16 protein-coding genes and 1 riboswitch are annotated in these 16,174 nt (G+C 66.9%); of the genes, 4 read left to right on the top strand and 12 right to left on the bottom strand.

Annotated features, from left to right (window positions below):
• Positions 1–2,585: magnesium-translocating P-type ATPase (gene mgtA / locus WH5701_RS13160; RefSeq protein WP_006172968.1), on the bottom strand; the 2,585-nt coding region annotated here is incomplete at its 3' end.
• Between the two features lie 71 nt (positions 2,586–2,656).
• On the opposite strand from mgtA, the gene WH5701_RS13155 reads away from it, so the two are divergent.
• Together WH5701_RS13155 and WH5701_RS13150 are read left to right on the top strand one after the other, a co-directional pair.
• Positions 2,657–2,854: a hypothetical protein gene (locus WH5701_RS13155; protein ID WP_006172967.1), complete on the top strand. Its 198-nt coding sequence runs from the start codon at positions 2,657–2,659 to the stop codon at positions 2,852–2,854.
• A gap of 33 nt (positions 2,855–2,887) precedes the next feature.
• A complete protein-coding gene (locus tag WH5701_RS13150) occupies positions 2,888–3,742 on the top strand; it encodes a sugar phosphate isomerase/epimerase (RefSeq protein ID WP_037981500.1) in 855 nt (284 codons plus the stop codon).
• Here WH5701_RS13150 and WH5701_RS13145 read toward each other — a convergent pair.
• From WH5701_RS13145 to speB, 8 genes are all read right to left on the bottom strand, one after another.
• Positions 3,705–4,784: an aromatic ring-hydroxylating dioxygenase subunit alpha gene (locus tag WH5701_RS13145; RefSeq protein ID WP_037981498.1), complete on the bottom strand. Its 1,080-nt coding sequence runs from the start codon at positions 4,782–4,784 to the stop codon at positions 3,705–3,707. The genes WH5701_RS13150 and WH5701_RS13145 overlap by 38 nt on opposite strands.
• 10 nt (positions 4,785–4,794) lie before the next feature.
• Entirely contained in the window at positions 4,795–5,562 is a 768-nt protein-coding gene (locus WH5701_RS13140) for an ABC transporter ATP-binding protein (RefSeq protein WP_006172964.1), read from the bottom strand.
• Between the two features lies 1 nt (position 5,563).
• Positions 5,564–6,310, bottom strand: a complete 747-nt coding sequence (locus WH5701_RS13135) for an ABC transporter permease (protein ID WP_006172963.1) — start codon at positions 6,308–6,310, stop codon at positions 5,564–5,566.
• Positions 6,307–7,392, bottom strand: a complete 1,086-nt coding sequence (locus tag WH5701_RS13130) for an ABC transporter substrate-binding protein (protein WP_006172962.1) — start codon at positions 7,390–7,392, stop codon at positions 6,307–6,309. Before WH5701_RS13130 ends, WH5701_RS13135 begins: the two co-directional genes overlap by 4 nt.
• Before the next feature lie 70 nt (positions 7,393–7,462).
• Positions 7,463–8,848 carry a type III glutamate--ammonia ligase gene (glnT, locus tag WH5701_RS13125; protein ID WP_006172961.1) on the bottom strand — a complete coding sequence of 462 codons (1,386 nt, stop codon included), beginning with the start codon at positions 8,846–8,848 and terminating at the stop codon, positions 7,463–7,465.
• A complete protein-coding gene (hypB, locus tag WH5701_RS13120) occupies positions 8,845–9,549 on the bottom strand; it encodes a hydrogenase nickel incorporation protein HypB (RefSeq protein ID WP_050751553.1) in 705 nt (234 codons plus the stop codon). Before hypB ends, glnT begins: the two co-directional genes overlap by 4 nt.
• A gap of 4 nt (positions 9,550–9,553) precedes the next feature.
• Entirely contained in the window at positions 9,554–9,952 is a 399-nt protein-coding gene (locus WH5701_RS13115) for a hydrogenase maturation nickel metallochaperone HypA (protein WP_006172959.1), read from the bottom strand.
• A gap of 3 nt (positions 9,953–9,955) precedes the next feature.
• A complete protein-coding gene (gene speB, locus WH5701_RS13110; RefSeq protein WP_006172958.1) occupies positions 9,956–11,161 on the bottom strand; it encodes an agmatinase in 1,206 nt (401 codons plus the stop codon).
• 25 nt (positions 11,162–11,186) lie between these two features.
• A riboswitch (guanidine-I (ykkC/yxkD leader) is annotated at positions 11,187–11,308 on the bottom strand.
• Between the two features lie 216 nt (positions 11,309–11,524).
• On the opposite strand from speB, the gene WH5701_RS13105 reads away from it, so the two are divergent.
• A complete protein-coding gene (locus tag WH5701_RS13105; protein WP_006172957.1) occupies positions 11,525–12,505 on the top strand; it encodes an NAD(P)-dependent alcohol dehydrogenase in 981 nt (326 codons plus the stop codon).
• Here WH5701_RS13105 and WH5701_RS13100 read toward each other — a convergent pair.
• On the bottom strand, positions 12,483–13,364 hold the full coding sequence (locus WH5701_RS13100) for a galactose mutarotase (protein ID WP_006172956.1): 882 nt from the start codon (positions 13,362–13,364) through the stop codon (positions 12,483–12,485). The two genes, WH5701_RS13105 and WH5701_RS13100, sit on opposite strands and share 23 nt — an antisense overlap.
• Positions 13,365–13,370: 6 nt before the next feature.
• Positions 13,371–14,252, bottom strand: coding sequence for an alpha/beta fold hydrolase (locus tag WH5701_RS13095; RefSeq protein WP_006172955.1), 882 nt, complete (start codon positions 14,250–14,252; stop codon positions 13,371–13,373).
• A gap of 53 nt (positions 14,253–14,305) precedes the next feature.
• On the opposite strand from WH5701_RS13095, the gene WH5701_RS13090 reads away from it, so the two are divergent.
• Complete coding sequence (locus WH5701_RS13090) at positions 14,306–14,602, top strand: hypothetical protein (RefSeq protein ID WP_006172954.1); 297 nt, start codon at positions 14,306–14,308, stop codon at positions 14,600–14,602.
• 40 nt (positions 14,603–14,642) lie between these two features.
• Here the strand turns inward: WH5701_RS13090 and WH5701_RS13085 are convergent, their stop codons facing one another.
• On the bottom strand, positions 14,643–15,980 hold the full coding sequence (locus WH5701_RS13085) for a cation:proton antiporter (protein ID WP_006172953.1): 1,338 nt from the start codon (positions 15,978–15,980) through the stop codon (positions 14,643–14,645).
• Positions 15,981–16,174 lie beyond the last annotated feature (194 nt).

The following is a 16,174-nucleotide window of genomic DNA, read 5'->3' as shown; positions in this document are numbered from 1 at the left end:
CAGCCGGACCAGCGGCGGTAGAACCAGCCCTTGGCCAGCTCGGCGCTAGCCACGTAGGCCAGAAGGATCAACAGCAGCGGCAGCAGGAACTCCGGCGGCAGAGGCACGAAGCCGAACAGCCGCCCCAACGGCGTCCAGGGCAGGGGCAGGGTGAGGGCGACCACGGCGATGGTGGCCACCACCAGCGCCCGGGAGGGACGGCTGTGGAGCAGGGGGCCGCGGGTGCGGATCACCAGCACGATCGAGGCGGCCGAGATCACCGATTCCACGAACCAGCCGCTGCGGAACTGGGCGGCATCGGCGTGGAGCAGCAACAGCAGCACCGCGAAGGTGAGGTAGTCGAAGACGGAGCTCACCAGCCCGAACACGACCATGAACCTCTGGATGAAGGGGATGCTCCAGCGGTGCGGCTGGCTGATCCAGTCGGGATCGACCCGGTCGGTGGAGATGGTCATCTCCGGCAGATCGGTGAGCAGGTTGGTGAGCAGGATCTGCTTGGGCAGCAGCGGCAGGAAGGGCAGCAGCAGCGAGGCACCCGCCATCGAGGCCATGTTGCCGAAGTTGGCGCTGGTGGCCATGAACACGTACTTGAGCGTGTTGGCGAAGGTGCGGCGGCCCTCGCGGATGCCGGCCAGGAGCACCGCCAGGTCGGGCTCGAGCAGCACGATGTCGGCGGCTTCCTTGGCCACATCCACCGCCCCCTGCACCGAGAGACCCACATCGGCGGCATGAAGCGCCGGGGCGTCGTTGATGCCATCGCCCAGGTAACCCACCACGTGGCCGGCACGGCGCAGGGCATGGATCAGCCGTTCCTTCTGGCTTGGCTCGATCTCGGCGAACACGTCCACCTCCCCGGCCCGCACAGGCAGGGCGGTGTCGGAGAGCCGCTGCAGCTGGGCGCCGGTCAGCACCTCCGGATTGCGAAGCCCCGCCTCGCGGCCCACCCGTGCCGCCACCAGGGCGTTATCGCCGGTGATCATCTTGAGGCGCACCCCGAGGCGCTCCAGCTCGGCCACGGTGTCATGCACCCCCGGCTGGAGCGGATCGCTGAGGGCCAGCAGCCCCAGCAGGCTCATGCCGGTTTCGTCCTGGCGGCTCACCGCCCGCGGCACCAGGGGCCCCTGGTCCTGCCAGCGCCGCACCGCCACGGCCAGGACCCGGAATCCCTCGGAGCTCCATTCGGCGTAGAGCTCGCGCAGTTGGGCCTCCACCGCCGCCAGGGGCAGCACAGCGCCGCTGGCGGTTTCGGCCCGGTCGCACACCTCCAGCACCTTGAGGAACGCCCCCTTGGTGATCAACACCGGGGTGCCATCGGCGCGGGCCAGCACGCTGAGACGCTTGCGGTTGAAGTCGAAGGGGATCTCATCGAGCTTGGTCCAGGCGGAGAGATCGAGCGGGCCGCGAGCGCCTTCGGGACCGTCGCTCGCGACCGCTGCCTCGCGGAGCGCCGCATCGATCGGGTTGCTGAAGCCCGTTTCAAACGAGGCGTTCACCGCCGCGTGCAGCAGCACCGCCGGGTTGGCCTCGCCATGCACGCCACAGCTGCGCTGCACCCGGGCGCTGCCCTCGGTGAGGGTGCCTGTCTTGTCGGAGCAGAGGATCGTCATGCTGCCGAAGTTCTCGATCGACGAGAGCCGCTTGACGATCACCTGCCGGGCGGCCATGCGCCGGGCCCCCTGGGCCAGGTTCACCGAGATGATCGCCGGCAGCAGCTGGGGCGTGAGCCCCACCCCAAGGGCCAACGCAAACAGGAACGAATCCACCACCGGCCGCCGCAGGAACACGTTGACGGCGAAGATCGCGATCACCAGCACCAGGGTGACTTCCAGCAGCAGCGCCCCGAAGCGCCGCACGCCCCGCTCGAATTCGGTTTCGGGGCTGCGCTGGCGCAGTCGCTCGGCGATCGATGCGAACTGGGTGGCGCCGCCGGTGCGCACCACCACGGCGGTGCCGCTGCCGCTCACCACATGGGTGCCGAGGAACAGCACGTTGGCGCGCTTGGCCAGCGGGGCGTCGGCGGCCACCGCCACCGGGTGCTTGCTCACCGGAAAGCTCTCACCGGTGAGGGCCGCCTCGTTGACACTCAGGTCGGTTTCGTCGATCAGGCGGCAGTCGGCCGGGATGGCGGCACCGGCGGAGAGCACCAGCAGATCGCCCGGCACCACCTCCGCCACCGGCACGGCCTGGTCGCCGCCATCGCGGCGCAGCACCGCAGTGGTCTGAACGGCCTTGAGCAGCTGGGCCACTGCCCCGGCGGCGCCGTTCTCCTGCCAGAAGCCCAGCAGGCCGCTGATCAGCACGATCACCAGGATGATCAGCCCATCGGTGGGCGAATCAAGCAGGAACGAGAGCAGCGCCGCGCCGCTCAGGATCAGGATGATCGGGCTGCTGAACTGACGCAGCAGCAACCGCAGCGCCCCACCCCGCGCCGGCGGCGCCAGGGCGTTGGGGCCGTGCTCCAGAAGGCGGCGAGCGGCCTCGCCGCTGCTGAGGCCGGCCTCGCTGGTGCGCAGCTCCGCCAGCAACTCGGGGAGGGGCTGGCTCCAGAAGGCCTCAGGGTCACCAGGGCTGGTGAGGGGCTCCATCTGCCTGGGCGAACTCTCGGTAGGCTGATGGGTCTGAGAGCCCGGTCAAGACCGGTGCAGGAATACTCCCCATGGCCCACACCATCCAGGATCCCCGCCAGCAGGCCCTGCTGCTGTCGCTGCGTCAGCGGATGGCCGAAGCCCGAGCCTGCGGGAATGCCGAAGCCCGCCGGGCCCTGTTCCGCGAGGCGGTCTACCTCGGCATCCAGCCCAACCTGCTGGAATCGGAGCAGGCCACGGCCGCACAGGAGCACACCAGCGGCCGCTGAATCCTCTCCAAGGCCAATCGCATGGGTGAGCCCATGCAGGCCCTGATCCTGCACAGCCTCTGGGGATTCCAGGGCAGCCTGCAGGAGGCGATTCACCAGGCACGCCACAGCGGCTTCGATGGTGTGGAGGCCAACCTCGACCATCCAGCCCTGGCAGGCGCTGATCCCGGCACGGTGGTGGCCGAGTTTGCCGCCGCCGAACTCACCCTGATCGTGGAGCTGGTCACGGGCAACGGCTACGTGCCCGATCTCGCCATGACAGCGGCGGAGCATCTTCAGCAACTGGCCAGGCAGCTGGAGCGCTGCCGCCGACTCGAGCCGCTGCGGATCACGGTGATCACCGGCAGCGACAGCTGGACCTGGGCAAAGCAACAGTGGTTCTGGGACCGGGCGCTGGAGCTGGCCGCCGCCGCCCAGGCACCGGTGACGTTCGAAACCCACCGTTCGCGCAGCCTGGCGGACCCCTGGCGCATTCAGGACTGGATCAGTCGCTACCCGGATCTGAGGCTCACCGCCGACCTCAGCCACTGGTGCGTGGCCTGCGAGCGGCTGATGACGCCGGACCTGGAGCCGATCCAGGCGATCGCTGGGCGGGTGGACCACATCCACGCCCGGGTGGGGCATGCCCAGGGGCCCCAGGTGGGCCACCCCTTCGCGCCAGAGCACGCCGAGGCCCTGGAGGCGCACCGGGCCTGCTGGCAGCTGATTCTGGATCGGGCCCGAGCGCGCGGCATGGAACGCTTCACGCTCACCCCGGAATTCGGCCCCGACGGCTACCTGCCCACCCTTCCCTTCACGAACCAGCCCGTGGCCGATCTGTTGCAGATCAACACCGCCATGGCCGCCTGGCTCAGGCGCGAGCTGAAAACGGCGGCTCCAGGCCCATGATCCGCGCATAGAGCGCCTGCTGGTGCAGGATCCGCCGCTCCAGCCGATGGGCCGGGCCAGGCGTCAGGCCACTGGTGTAGCCCCGCTGAGCCGACTCCACCAGGGCCCGGTCCTCGTCCAGGAAGGAGCGCAGCTCCTCGATCCAGGCTTCGCCCAGGTCCGTCTGGGCGGGATCACCCAACAACCACACCTGCAGGCGGCAGCGACCCAGATCGCGGGGAGGAAAACTGATCAGGGCCAGACGCCCATCGGGCCAGGCCAGCAGATGAATCCAGGGCGGCGCACCGAAGGTGAGGAACTCCGGTGCCTCAGCATCAGCGCCGCTGCCCTGAAGGGGGACCGGGGTGGCCAGCAGGTTGGTGTGATCGGCAAAGCGATGCCGGTAGTGGCGCACAGGCCCCTGCTGGCGGTGCAGGGTGGTGGGGTGCGCGATGGCCACGTGGTAATCGTCGAGGGTGTTGTCATGGGCGATCTTCCAGTTGCAGGCCAGTTCCGACTCCAGGCTGGCCAGCAGCACCCTTGGCCGCTCCAGGGCCGGGCCCAGCTCCTGCTCCACCAGATCCAGCTGGTGCTCGAGGGGCAGCGGATCCTGGCCGATCGCTACCCAGAGCATCGAGCCGCGCACCGCACAGGCCAGTTGGATCAGGGGCCAGTCCTCGCGTGCGAAGGGATCCACGAACTCCGCTTCCCGTGCCGCGGCCCGCAGGCTGCCACCGAGGTCGTAGGTCCAGCCGTGGTACGGACAAATCAGACGGCGGCAGGGCTGGGCCGCTTGCGCCGGGGGCAACAGGGCCACCCCGCGGTGCGGGCAGCGGTTGAGGAACGCCCGCGGCGAACCTCCGGGGGGATGGGTGAGCAGCAGGGGCTGATCCAGCAGCTCGAGAGCCAGGGCTGAACCCTCCGGCAGGCTGGAGAGTGGTGCCACCGGATGCCAGAAGCGTGGTGCGTAAACCTGCCGCTCACGCTCTGCAACAGAGGCGGAGCGATACAGCTCCGCCTCCAGAAAAGGGCGCTGGCCGAACTGATCGTCTGAAGCGTCCATGGCGGCCACTTCAGATGCCGGCGCCATCAAGGTTGCGCAGGGTGTTGACCAGCTCTTCCCGCAGCTCCAGGAACGGCGGGGACACCCTCAGGTGGGCCAGGTTGGAACGATCCAGATCAGCCTCCACCGTTCTCACGATGCGCCCCGGTCGCGGCGCCATGATGTGAACCCGTTTGGCCAGCAGCAGCGCCTCCTCGAGGTCGTGGGTGATCAGCAGAGCCGTGAGCCCGGAGCGCTCCCAGAGCTGATAGAGAAACTCCTGCATTGATTCACGGATCTGCAGATCCAGGGCGCCGAAGGGTTCATCCAGCAGCACCACCTTGGGGTCGGCCGCCAGGGCGCGAGCGATCGCCACCCGCTGCTGCATGCCGCCGGAGAGCTCACGCGGCAGACGCCGGGCGGCATCCTGCAGCCCGACCACCTCCAGGAAGTAGCCCGTACGCTCCCGGACCAGGGCCTTGGGCAATCCCTGCAGCGTCATGCCGAAGGCCACGTTCTGGGCCGCGGTCATCCAGGGGTAGAGGCTGTACTTCTGGAACACCATGCCCCGGTCGGAGCCGGGCCCGCGCACCGACTTGCCGTCCAGGGCGATCACACCAGCACTGGGGCGCTCCAGACCGGCGATCAAGCGCATCACCGTGGACTTACCCGAGCCGGAGCTGCCCACCAGGGCCACGAATTCGCCGGAATCGATCGAAAAGCTGATGTCGTCGAGCACCAACTTGGCGTGGCGACCGTCGCCGAAGGTTTTGCTGACGCCGTTGACGGAAAGATGCATCTCAGTTGGCCCACGCGCAGCTGCGGCGCAGCAGAAAGCGGAAGCCCAGATCGATGATCAGCCCGATCAGGCCGATCACGATCAGGCCCACGAAGATCTCATCGGTGCGCAGGAAGCGCTGGGCCAGGCTGATGCGCTTGCCCAGGCCCTCGTTGGCCGCCACCAGCTCCGCCACGATCACCAGGTTCCAGGCCGAGGCCATGTTGATGCGGTAGGCATCGATCACCTGGGGAGCGATGAAGGGGGCCACCACGCGGGTGAGGATCGGCAAGCCACGGCCCCCAAGGGTGAGGGCCGTCTCGATCAGCTCCGGCGGCACGAATTTCACCGCATCCATGATCATCAGGGTGTTGAAGAAGAAGGTGCCGACGAAGATCAGCAGCACCTTGGGCAACTCCCCCAGACCGAAGTAGATGATCAGCAGGGGGATGAACGCTGGCGCCGGCATGTAGCGGATCAGACCCAGCAGCGGCTCCAGCAGGCGGCAGATCAGCGGATTACTCCCCATGGCGATCCCCAGGGGCAGGGCCAGGGCCGCGGAGAGGGCGAAGCCCAGGAACACCCGCCGGATGCTGGCGATGGCATCTCCCACCAGGATTCCGCCCTGGAACTGATCACTCGCGGCCTGCCAGACCGCCGGCGGGCTCGGCAGAAACAGGGGATCCACCGCGCCGCTGAGACTGATCAGCGACCAGACCAGCAGGACCACGCCGATCCCGAGCGGACCGAGCAACCAGGGATTCCTCATGGCGCCGCGTCGACGAAGCGCGCATCGAAGAGCTTGGTGAGATCAGGTGGCGTCTTGGCCAGTCCCACCTCCTGCAGGAAGGTGCTGATCTCGGCCGCGGCAAAGGGGAGCGAAGCCATGGTGTCGCCCGGCTTGAGCGCCTCACGGTTCTGCTCGAGCGTGAAGATCGTGGTGCCGGCGTCGTACTCCTTGTATTCGGCCTCGCTCACCCCAGCCCGGGCCGCCAGGATCGTGAGGCTGGGGCCAGGATTGGCCTTGATCTCCTTGAGAGTGGCGAACCAGGCATTCACCACCTTCTGCAACTGCTCAGGATTCTTCTCCACGAACTCCGTACGGCAGACCAGGTGATCGCTGATGGCACCCGGGAACTCCTTGGAGGAGACCAAGGTGGTGCTGCCGGAGCGCTTGAGCGCCTGGGTGGTGAACGGAGCGAACACACCAACGGCATCCACCTTCTCGGCCACGAAAGCCGCTGCTGCTGCCCCCGTTTCCAGGGGCACGAATTCGATGTCCTTGGACGTGAGCCCCGCTTTCTTCAGGCCCAGCAACAGCAGGTAGTGATCAACCGTGCCCTCCTCAGCAGCCACCTTGCGGCCCTTGAGCTGAGTGACGTCCGCGATGCCCTGGGCCGCGATGATCTGGTCATTACCGGTGGAATTGTCGTTGGTGAGCACCACCCGCAGGTCGGCACCACCGGCGATCGAGCTGATCGTGTCGTTGAGCGTCTGGCTGTTGCAATCAAGCTGCCCGGCGTTGAGCGCATTGATCGAATCGAGGTAGCCATCGAACCACTGCAGGGTCACCGGCACCCCCGCCGCGGTGAAGAGATCCTTCTCCTCGGTGACTTTCCAGGGAATCCAGCCGGGCCAGGCGCTGTAGCCAATGCGCACGGGGGTGGCACCTGGCTTCGGAGGGCTCTGGCAGCTGGCCAGCAACCCACCGCCGAGCAGCGCCGTCAGGCCGAGGCCAAGCAGACGTTGACGGCGCCGACGCGGATGTGGCGGGCGTTGCTGCTGAGAAACCGAGCGCGCGGTGGTGGGCATGGAGGTGGAGCTGAGGTCAGGGCGCGGATTGGAGGTCATGGGTTGATTAGCAAAGAAAGGCTGCAAAGCAATACATGCTTGGGAGAAACAAAAGCGTGGCAGTGATGGCTCAGAGGAATTCGAGATAACGCGTCAGCTCCCAGTCCGACACGCAGCCGTGATACTCGGCCCATTCGGCTCGTTTGTAGTCGATGAACGCGTCGGCCATGGCATCACCGAACACCGAGCGGGAGAGTGGATCAGCGGCAAAGGCCTCGATCGCGTCACCAAGGGTTCGTGGCAGAACCCTCAGCCCCCTCTCGGCCCGCTGCTCGGCGCTGAGCCGGTAGGCATTGACGAGATTGGGGTCGCCTGGATCCAGCTCCTCCCGGATGCCTTCCAGTCCAGCCGCGAGGATCATCGCTGCTCCGAGATAGGGGTTGCAGGCACTGTCGGCAGCGCGGCATTCCACTCGGCCACCGGCGGATGGAATCCGCAACATGTTGGTGCGGTTGTTGTTGCCATAGCAGATGAAGACCGGCGCCCAGGTGAAGCCACTCATGGAGCCCTGGGCCACCAGGCGCTTGTAGCTGTTCACCGTGGGAGCGATCACGGCGCAGATCGCCGGGGCATGGCGCAGGATGCCGGCGATGAACTGCTCCGCCAATGGGGTGATGGCGCCAGGGGTGTCGCCCGCGAAGAGATTTCGGCCCGTGGCCGGATCCGCCAGCGACATGTTGAAGTGGGCGCCGCTGCCGGTGCGATCGCTGAAGGGCTTGGGCATGAAGCTGGCGATCAGCCCATGGCGGTGGGTGATCTCCTTGAGCATCAGCCGGAAGAAGGTGAGGCGGTCCGCCATGGTGAGCGCCTCGGCATAGGCGAAGTCGGTCTCGAACTGGCCATTGCCGTCTTCGTGATCGAAGGAGTACACCCCCCAGCCGAGATCATTCATCGCCTGAACCAGCTCATCGAGCCAGGGCAGGTTGTCGAGCAGACCGGTGAGGTCGTAGCAGGGTTTCTCGAGGGTGTCGCGGGAGCTGGCGGGCCGGAGGGCTCCATCGGCGCCACGACGCAGCACAAAGAATTCGGTCTCGATGCCCAGGTTGAAGCGGAATCCCATCCGCTGGGCCTCGTCGAGGGCACGAATCAGAATGTTGCGGCTGCAGGCCTCGAAGGGCTGCCCATGCAGGTGCAGGCTGCTGGCCAGCCAGACCACATCACGACGCCAGGGCAGCACCGTGGCTGTGGCCAGGTCGGGAATGGCGGCCACTTCGTCGTCGCTGACATCCTGGGGAACGCCATCGAGGGCGGCACCGGTGAACAGTTCGGAGCCTGCGAGCATCGCCTCGAAATGGTCCAGCGGCACCGCCTTGGCCTTGCTGGTGCCGTGCAGATCCACGAAGCTGGCCAGGGCATAGCTCACCCCCTGGCTGAGCAGATCAAGCTTGCGCTGCTGCCAGCTGAGCTGCGGTTCAGTGAGCGGATCGGCGGAGGCCGGGGAGGGCAGGCTGCTCATCCCACCTCCGCCAGCACGGACGGGCGGGTGTGCTCCCGGGTGGTGGCCAGCACCCACTGGTGCCAGGCCTCGAGCCCGGCGCCGCTGCTGGCCGAAACCTGGAAGACCACGGCGCCGGGGTTGACCGCGCGGATGTGCGCTTCGATGCGGCTCACCTCGACCGACAGGTAGGGGAGCAGATCCACCTTGGTGATCAGGACGCAATCAGCTTCGCGGAACATCACCGGGTACTTGAGCGGCTTGTCGTCGCCCTCGGTGACACTGAGCAGAGCCACTTTGAGGTGCTCGCCCACCTCAAATTCAGCTGGACAGACCAGGTTGCCCACGTTCTCGACCCAGAGCAGATCGAGATCGGCAGGATTGAGCTGTGCCTGGAGCTGGCGCAGACCACCACTCACCATTGCGGCATCGAGATGGCAGGCGCGGCCCGTGGTGATCGGAACCACCGGCACACCCACCGCTTCGAGGCGCTGGGCATCGAGCTGGGTGGTCATGTCACCCTCCAGCACGGCCATCTCCAGCTGAGGTGCCAGCGCCGTGATCGTGCGCTCCAGCAGGGAGGTCTTGCCGGCGCCGGGGCTGCTCATCACGTTGAGGCAGAGCAGGTTCCAGGCCTCGAAGTGCTCGCGGTTGTGCTCCGCCTGGTGCTGATTGGCGGCCATCAGGTTGAGGCCGAGGGTGTCGCTGAGGGGCATGTGCATGGGATCAGCGCGAGGGAACGGCGGCGGAATCGGAATCTGAGGTCTGGTGCGGCAGGCTGTAGTCGACGGAGCGGATGCGCAGCTCACGGCCGCTGATGATCTCCTCCATGGGCCGATCGCAGCAGGGGGAGCGGTAGGCCCGCTCCCGATCAGGGCTGTACTCGCTGAAGCAGCCCAGGCAACGGGCCCGCAGGGGCACGGTGTCGATCTCAAGCGTCGAGCCATCGAGCCAGGTGCCCTGCACGGCGGCGGCGAAGGTGAACCGCAACGCCTCCGGCTCCACGCAGGTGAAATCACCCACCTGCAGATGCACCGCCGCCACCACCGGGGTGTGGGGCTCCTGCCCACGCTTCCACTCCTGCAGGGAGAGAAGCAGGCACTTGGTCATGTCGACCTCATGCATGGCTCACCTCCACCTCTGATCGACGGCCATGTTGCAGGCTTCGTGCAGCCAGGCCGGCTTCTGCTTGCGGGGCAGCTGACCACTGACCACCAGGTGGGCCATCACGTCGCAGATCACCCGCGTGGCCATCAGCGACGTCATGTCGCTGATGTCGTAGGGAGGTGAAACCTCCACCACTTCAAGGCCGCAGACCGGCACGTTGCGCACGATCAGCTCCAGCAACTTGAGCGCTTCGCGCGGCAGCAGCCCACCGGGCTCGGGCCAGCCCGTGCCGGGCACGAAACCGGCGTCGATGCAGTCGATGTCGAAGGAGATGTAGACGCAGTCGGTGCCATCGGTGGCGCGCTCGATCGCGAACTGCGCCGCCGCCTCCAGGCCCATGTCGCAGATGTCGGTGACGGTGAGCACGTTGGTGCCCCGCTCGCGGCAGACCTTCACCCCCTCGCGAGGAACCTGCCAGCCGCCGATGCCCAGTTGCACCAGGTTCTGAGCCGGGGCGTTGGCCATGTTGGTGGCATGGAACCAGGGGCAGGTGTGCATGCGTTCGTCGAGGTCGATCTCCTGGGTGTCGACATGACGATCGAAGTGGATGATGCCGACTTTCTTGTCACCCAGGTGACGGCAGACGCCGCGCACGGTGGGAAAGCCGATCGAATGATCGCCGCCGAGGATGATCGGGAAGGCGCCACTGGCGAACACGTGAGCCACGCCCTTGGAGATCTGATCGAAACTCTTCTCGTTGTTGGCCGGAATCGTGAAGATGTCGCCGACATCGCAGAGCCTGATCGATTCGCGCAGGTCGACGCCCATTTCGTAGTTGTAGGGCGTGTAGAGCGCCGAAATGCGCCGGATTCCCTGGGGGCCGAAGCGGGTGCCGGGGCGGTAGGTGGTGCCGGAATCGTGGGGCACGCCCAGGATCGCCACATCGAACTCACCGACGCGGTTCACGTCTTCGATGTAGGGCGCCTTCATGAAGGTGTTGATGCCCGCGTAGTGGGGCAGCTCACCACGGGAGAAGGTGGAGATGCGCCGATCAACAATGCTCTCAGCCGCCTCAAGCCCGTAGCGCAGGCCCTGATCCACCTCCTGCTGCCAGCCTGTGAGCGGCAGGCGCGCCTCCTTCTCGAGGGCCTCAGCTCCCTGGCGTCCAGAGGGCGGAGCCTGGGTACGACGGTCGAAGGCCCCTTCCGGGCCTGAAGATGCGGTCATGGCACAACACGGAGGTGGGGTTGCGGTCTCCCGGGCTTTTATCCCTCCGTGCAACCGGGTGACCCCGGTGAGCTTCTCTCGGACCAGACGCCGCATCGGGCTCGCTGAAGCGAACTGACGCGAACCGGAACCCTAGAAGCTGCTTCCGCCCCTGAACCTTCACCCCATCAGAGCGGTGGCGTTGTGACGGTTGCTACCAGAGAGTGACTCCTGGACTTGGATCGGCTGGTTGGAAGGGAGCACACACGAGCACAGATACGCCCCAAAAATCCTTGAAACCCGGAACGATTTCAAGCAAGACTGCAACCGAACCAGAAGATCTAGCCTGACTGGTCCAAACACCGTGTCCTGGGGGCAACGACCATGCGAGCCGTTGTTTATGAACGCTACGGACCACCTGAAGTGCTTCACCTCACGGAAGTGGCCAAGCCCATCCCCGCAGCCCATGAGGTGTTGATCCAGGTCAGGGCCACCACGGTGAGTTCAGGCGACTGGAGGATCCGCAGCCTGGAGGTGCCCGCCGGTTTCGGGCTGATCATCCGCCTGGTGTTCGGCTTCTCCAGACCAAAGCAACCGATCCTGGGCAGTGAGCTGGCCGGTGTCGTCGAAGCGGTGGGCGGCGATGTGAGCCGTTTCAGGCCTGGTGATCCGCTGGTGGCCTTCAGCGACACCGCCATGGGCTGCCATGCGGAGTACGTCTGCCTGCCGGAGGATGGCCTGCTGGCCCGCAAGCCTTCCAACCTCAGCTTCAAGGAAGCCGCCGCGCTCTGCTTCGGTGGCACCACGGCCCTTGCAGTTCTGCGCCAGGCCAGAGTTCAGCCCGGAGAGCGGGTCCTGGTCAATGGTGCCTCAGGCAGCGTCGGCACAGCGGCGGTGCAGCTGGCCCGGCACCTGGGAGCCGAAGTGAGCGGAGTGTGCAGCCAAGCCAATCTGGAGCTCGTGCGTTCCCTGGGGGCCAGCCAGGTGATCGATTACCAGCAAGCTGATTTCAGCCAGAGCGGTGACACCTACGACGTGATCATCGACACGGCCGGCACGGCACCCTTTGCCCGCAGCCGCGGCAGCATGAGGCCGGGGGGTCGCCTGGTGCTGGTGCAGGCAGGGCTGGCCGCCATGCTGCTCAGCCCCTGGCAGACAGTCAGCAGCGACAAGACGGTGATCGCCGGTCCGGTGAGCGTGGAAGCCAGCGACGTGCGCCAGCTCGCTGAGCTGGCCGAGGCCGGGGTCTACAGGCCCGTGATCGATCGTCACTACCCACTGGATCAGATCGTGGCAGCCCACCGCTATGTCGACAGCGGGCGCAAGACAGGCAATGTGGTGATCACGCTTGAGCCTGAAGGCTGATCCCGGAACCCTCGATCAGCTGGTAGCGGCAGGCCAGCCGGCAGGTCTGCCCAGGGGCCACCTCCAGCCGCCGATCACCACTCACCAGGGCGCCCCGCGGTGCCGTCCAGGGCTCCAGGCAGACCATCGAGCGGGGCGGATCGCTCCAGACCACTGCCAGATTGAAGGGGGCTTCAGCCTGCAGCTCCAGGGCCACCCCCGCCTGGCCGTCCAGCAAGCGCACCGGACCAGCAGGCTGCGCCAGCAGATCCACCCCCTGCTCCAGCCGCTCCAGCAGCGGTGCGGTGGCGGCGGGCGCCATGGTGCCGTGGTCGAAACAACGCTCCGGCAGGCCCTCCAGCGACGCCGCCGCCAGGGAGGTGACAGCGAAATACGGATGCAACCCGAAGGCGAAGGGCAACGGTTCCGGCCCGAGGTTGTCCACCAGCACCGCGATCGCCAGAGCCCCTGGCTGGGGCCGTAATTCCAGCTGCAGCCGGAAGGGGAAGGGGAACATCGCCTGGGTGGCGGGGCTATCGCCCAGGCTCAGGCGCACGCCCTCAGCTCCCTTCAGCTCCTCCAACTCCCAGGGCAGATCCCGGGCAAAGCCGTGCTGCTTGAGCGTGAAGTTCCCCTGCGGCAGTGGCAGCTGATCAGCGGGGAGGTTGCCGCAGATCGGGAACAGCACTGGCATGCCGCCCCGCACCGAGAGGGCCGGATCGGCAAAGCGAGCCTCATCGAGATAGAGCAGCTCACGGCCGTTGCAACGCCAGCCGCTGAGCAGCCCGCCCCGCTCCGGCACCAGCCGCAGGAGATCACCATCGGCTGCAGTGCTGAACTCCCAGTGGGGATAGGGCGTGGTGCGGTGGGTCAGGGGCATGGCAGCTCAGGCATCCGGCAGGCTCGAGAGCCACTCCAGCAGGGCGGCGTTCACCTGCTCGGGCACTTCATCGTGGGGGCAGTGGCCGGCGTCGAGCACCACCTCAGTGGTGGCGGCTGGTGCGTGGCGCTGGAAGGCGGCGCGACGGCCGGCGGCATTGATCCAGGGGTCGCGGATCCCCCAGAGCAGCAGCAGGGGGGCCTTGAGCTGGGCAAAGAGTTCGTCCAGGGGCTGGCCACGGGGAATGTCAAAGACCGTGCGAAACACCCCGAAGGCCCCTGGATCCAGCGAGGGCCGCCGGATCGCCTCCACCAGCGCGTCATCCACGTTGCTGCGATCGATGTAGACCTGATTGAGGGTGCGCCGGATCGTGGCCGGGCGCCGCAGGTTCTCGAACAGCAGGCGCTGAAGCACTGGACTGCGCAACAGGGCACCGCCGATCGTGCGCTTCGTGATCGCGCCCCAGCCCTTCGGCTCGGCCTGCTCGTCGCTGAAGGGGCCGGCGGCATTGATCAGCACCACCCCGGCCGCCTCGCTGCCCAGGGCCGCCCCGGCCGCCAGGGCGGCAAAGCCGCCGAGGGAATTGCCCACCAGCACCGTGGGCCGCCCGATCCGCTCGCGCACGTAGGCCACCAGCTGATCACGCCACAGCCCTCCCCCGTAGGCCAGCCCCTCGGGCTTGGCGCTGCGGCCAAAGCCCAGCAGGTCAAGGGCGTGAACCTCATGGTGCTCCGCCAGCGCAGGAATGTTGTAGCGCCAGTGGTCGGTGGAGGCGCCGAAGCCGTGCACCAGCAAAATCGCCGGGCCCTGGGGCTGCGGCGGTCGACTGGCCAGGGCGTGGACCCCATGGCCGCCATAGGTCCAGGGCTCGGAGCGGGGGCCGATCAACGCAGGTGTGGCTTGGTCGTCGATGCTAGGGATCACTTCGGGGGGTTCGCTCCGTGCTCGAGCTGTCCAGCCTGCTGCCGGGAACGGCCCTGTGGGCTCTGGCCTTGTACCTGCCCCTCTCTCTGCCGCTGGCCCGGCTGGAGGAAGCGCTCACCCAGGGGCCGCTCCCTGAGGGGCTGCGTCAGATCGTGCTGCTGCTGAGCAGCGTGATGCTGGCCTTTGCCGTGGGGGGGATCACCCAGCTGGGTCTGAGCTGGGTCCTCAGCCCCAGCTGGGCCGCCAGTCTCGGGCTGATGGCCGTGCTGGCCGGGGCCTTCTGGACCCTGGCCTCCCGCCGAGACGAGAGCTGAACTGACGGGCGCTGAGGCTGAGCAGAACGAACTTTGAGCCTCAGGCCGGCTGCTCGGCCAGCTTCTCCTGGCGGCTGAGCACCACCCTCAGCAGGATCGGGGAGAGGAAGGTGGTGCCGATCACCATCAGCAGGATCGCCGCCTCCAGCGCCGGGGTGAGCAGGCCGGCCTGGGTGCCCAGACCCAGGAAGATCAGGCCCACCTCGCCGCGGGGCATCATGCCCAGACCCACCACCAGGCGGTTGGTCTTCTCCTTGCTGACGTAGGTCCAGCCGGAGGCCACCTTGCCGATGATCGCCACCACCAGCAGGAAGGCCGCCATCACCAGACCCGGGCGGTTGGCCGGATCCATCGGGTTGAGCACGGAGAGATCCATGCTGGTGCCGATCAGAACGAAGAAGATGGTGGCGAACAGCGACACCAGCGGCTTCACTGTTTCCTGAATCGCGTGGGTGTGGCGCGATCCGCTCAGGATCAGGCCGGCAGCAAAGGCACCGAGGGCGGCCTCCAGGCCGATGGCCTGGGCGGCGAAGCAGCAGACGCAGAGCACCACGAAGGAGGCCACCACCACCTCGCCGGGGGCCTTGAGTCGATCGAGCAGCCAGTCGAAGGCCGGGGCGGCGGTGCGGCTGAGGAAGAGGGAAGCGGACACGAACACCGCAGCCGCGAGCAGCAACTTGACGATCGGGCCGAGCTCGAATGAACCCCCACCCGCCACCGCCACCACCACGGCAAGGATCACGATGCCGAGAATGTCATCGAGCACCGCGGCGCCGATCACGGTCTGCCCCTCCCGGGTCTTGAGGTACTTCAGCTCACCGAACACGCTGGCCGTGATGCCAATGCTGGTGGCCGTCATCGCCGCTCCGGCGAACACCGCCGGGATCATCGGCACATCGAAGAAATAGAGCAGACCGAAGGTGCCCAGAGCAAAGGGCAGGGCCACACCGGTGACAGCCACCGTGGTGGCCTGGGCGCCCACCGCCACCAGTTCATCGAGTTCGCTCTCGAGCCCGGTCAGAAACAGCAGGGCAAACAGGCCCAGGGTGGCCACCGCCTGCAGGTTGGGGAACGTCTCGATGTAGATCGCCTGAACCGCATCTGGAGGGAGATCGGCCAGGGAACCCACCGCCGAGGTGAACCAGTTGCTGAGTTCGGCCCCCGTTTCCGGCGGCAGGATCAGGTGCAGCCCGGAGAGGCCGATCAGGACACCGGCAACCAGCTCACCGAGAATGGTGGGCAACTGGAGCCGAACCATCAGCTCGGCCAGGGTGCGCGCCGCCAGGAAGATCAGCAGAAACCGTCCGACCCCGATCAGGGTTTCGGCCACCTCGCCGTTGTGGTTGCCGATCTCGAGCAGCAGGGTCGGAAAAGTCATGCGGGCGGTTGGCGCGTCGCTTCAATGAAGTTGGCCGCGACGTTAGACGGGATCTGCTGCGGGAATTGGAATCTGTCCAGACCAGTCTCTGCCCACCATCAGTGAATCCACACCGAATGGCTGCTGGCCAGGCACAGGCCGAACGACCTGCTCCGCCTCAGGACTGTCCGCTTCGCGCCTGAGCCAAACTGGCT

Source organism: Synechococcus sp. WH 5701 (assembly GCF_000153045.1).
In the GTDB taxonomy this organism is placed as follows: Bacteria; Cyanobacteriota; Cyanobacteriia; order PCC-6307; family Cyanobiaceae; genus Regnicoccus_A; species Regnicoccus_A antarcticus.
Note: the sequence above shows the minus strand (reverse complement) of the source record. Positions and strands in the feature narration are given on the sequence as shown.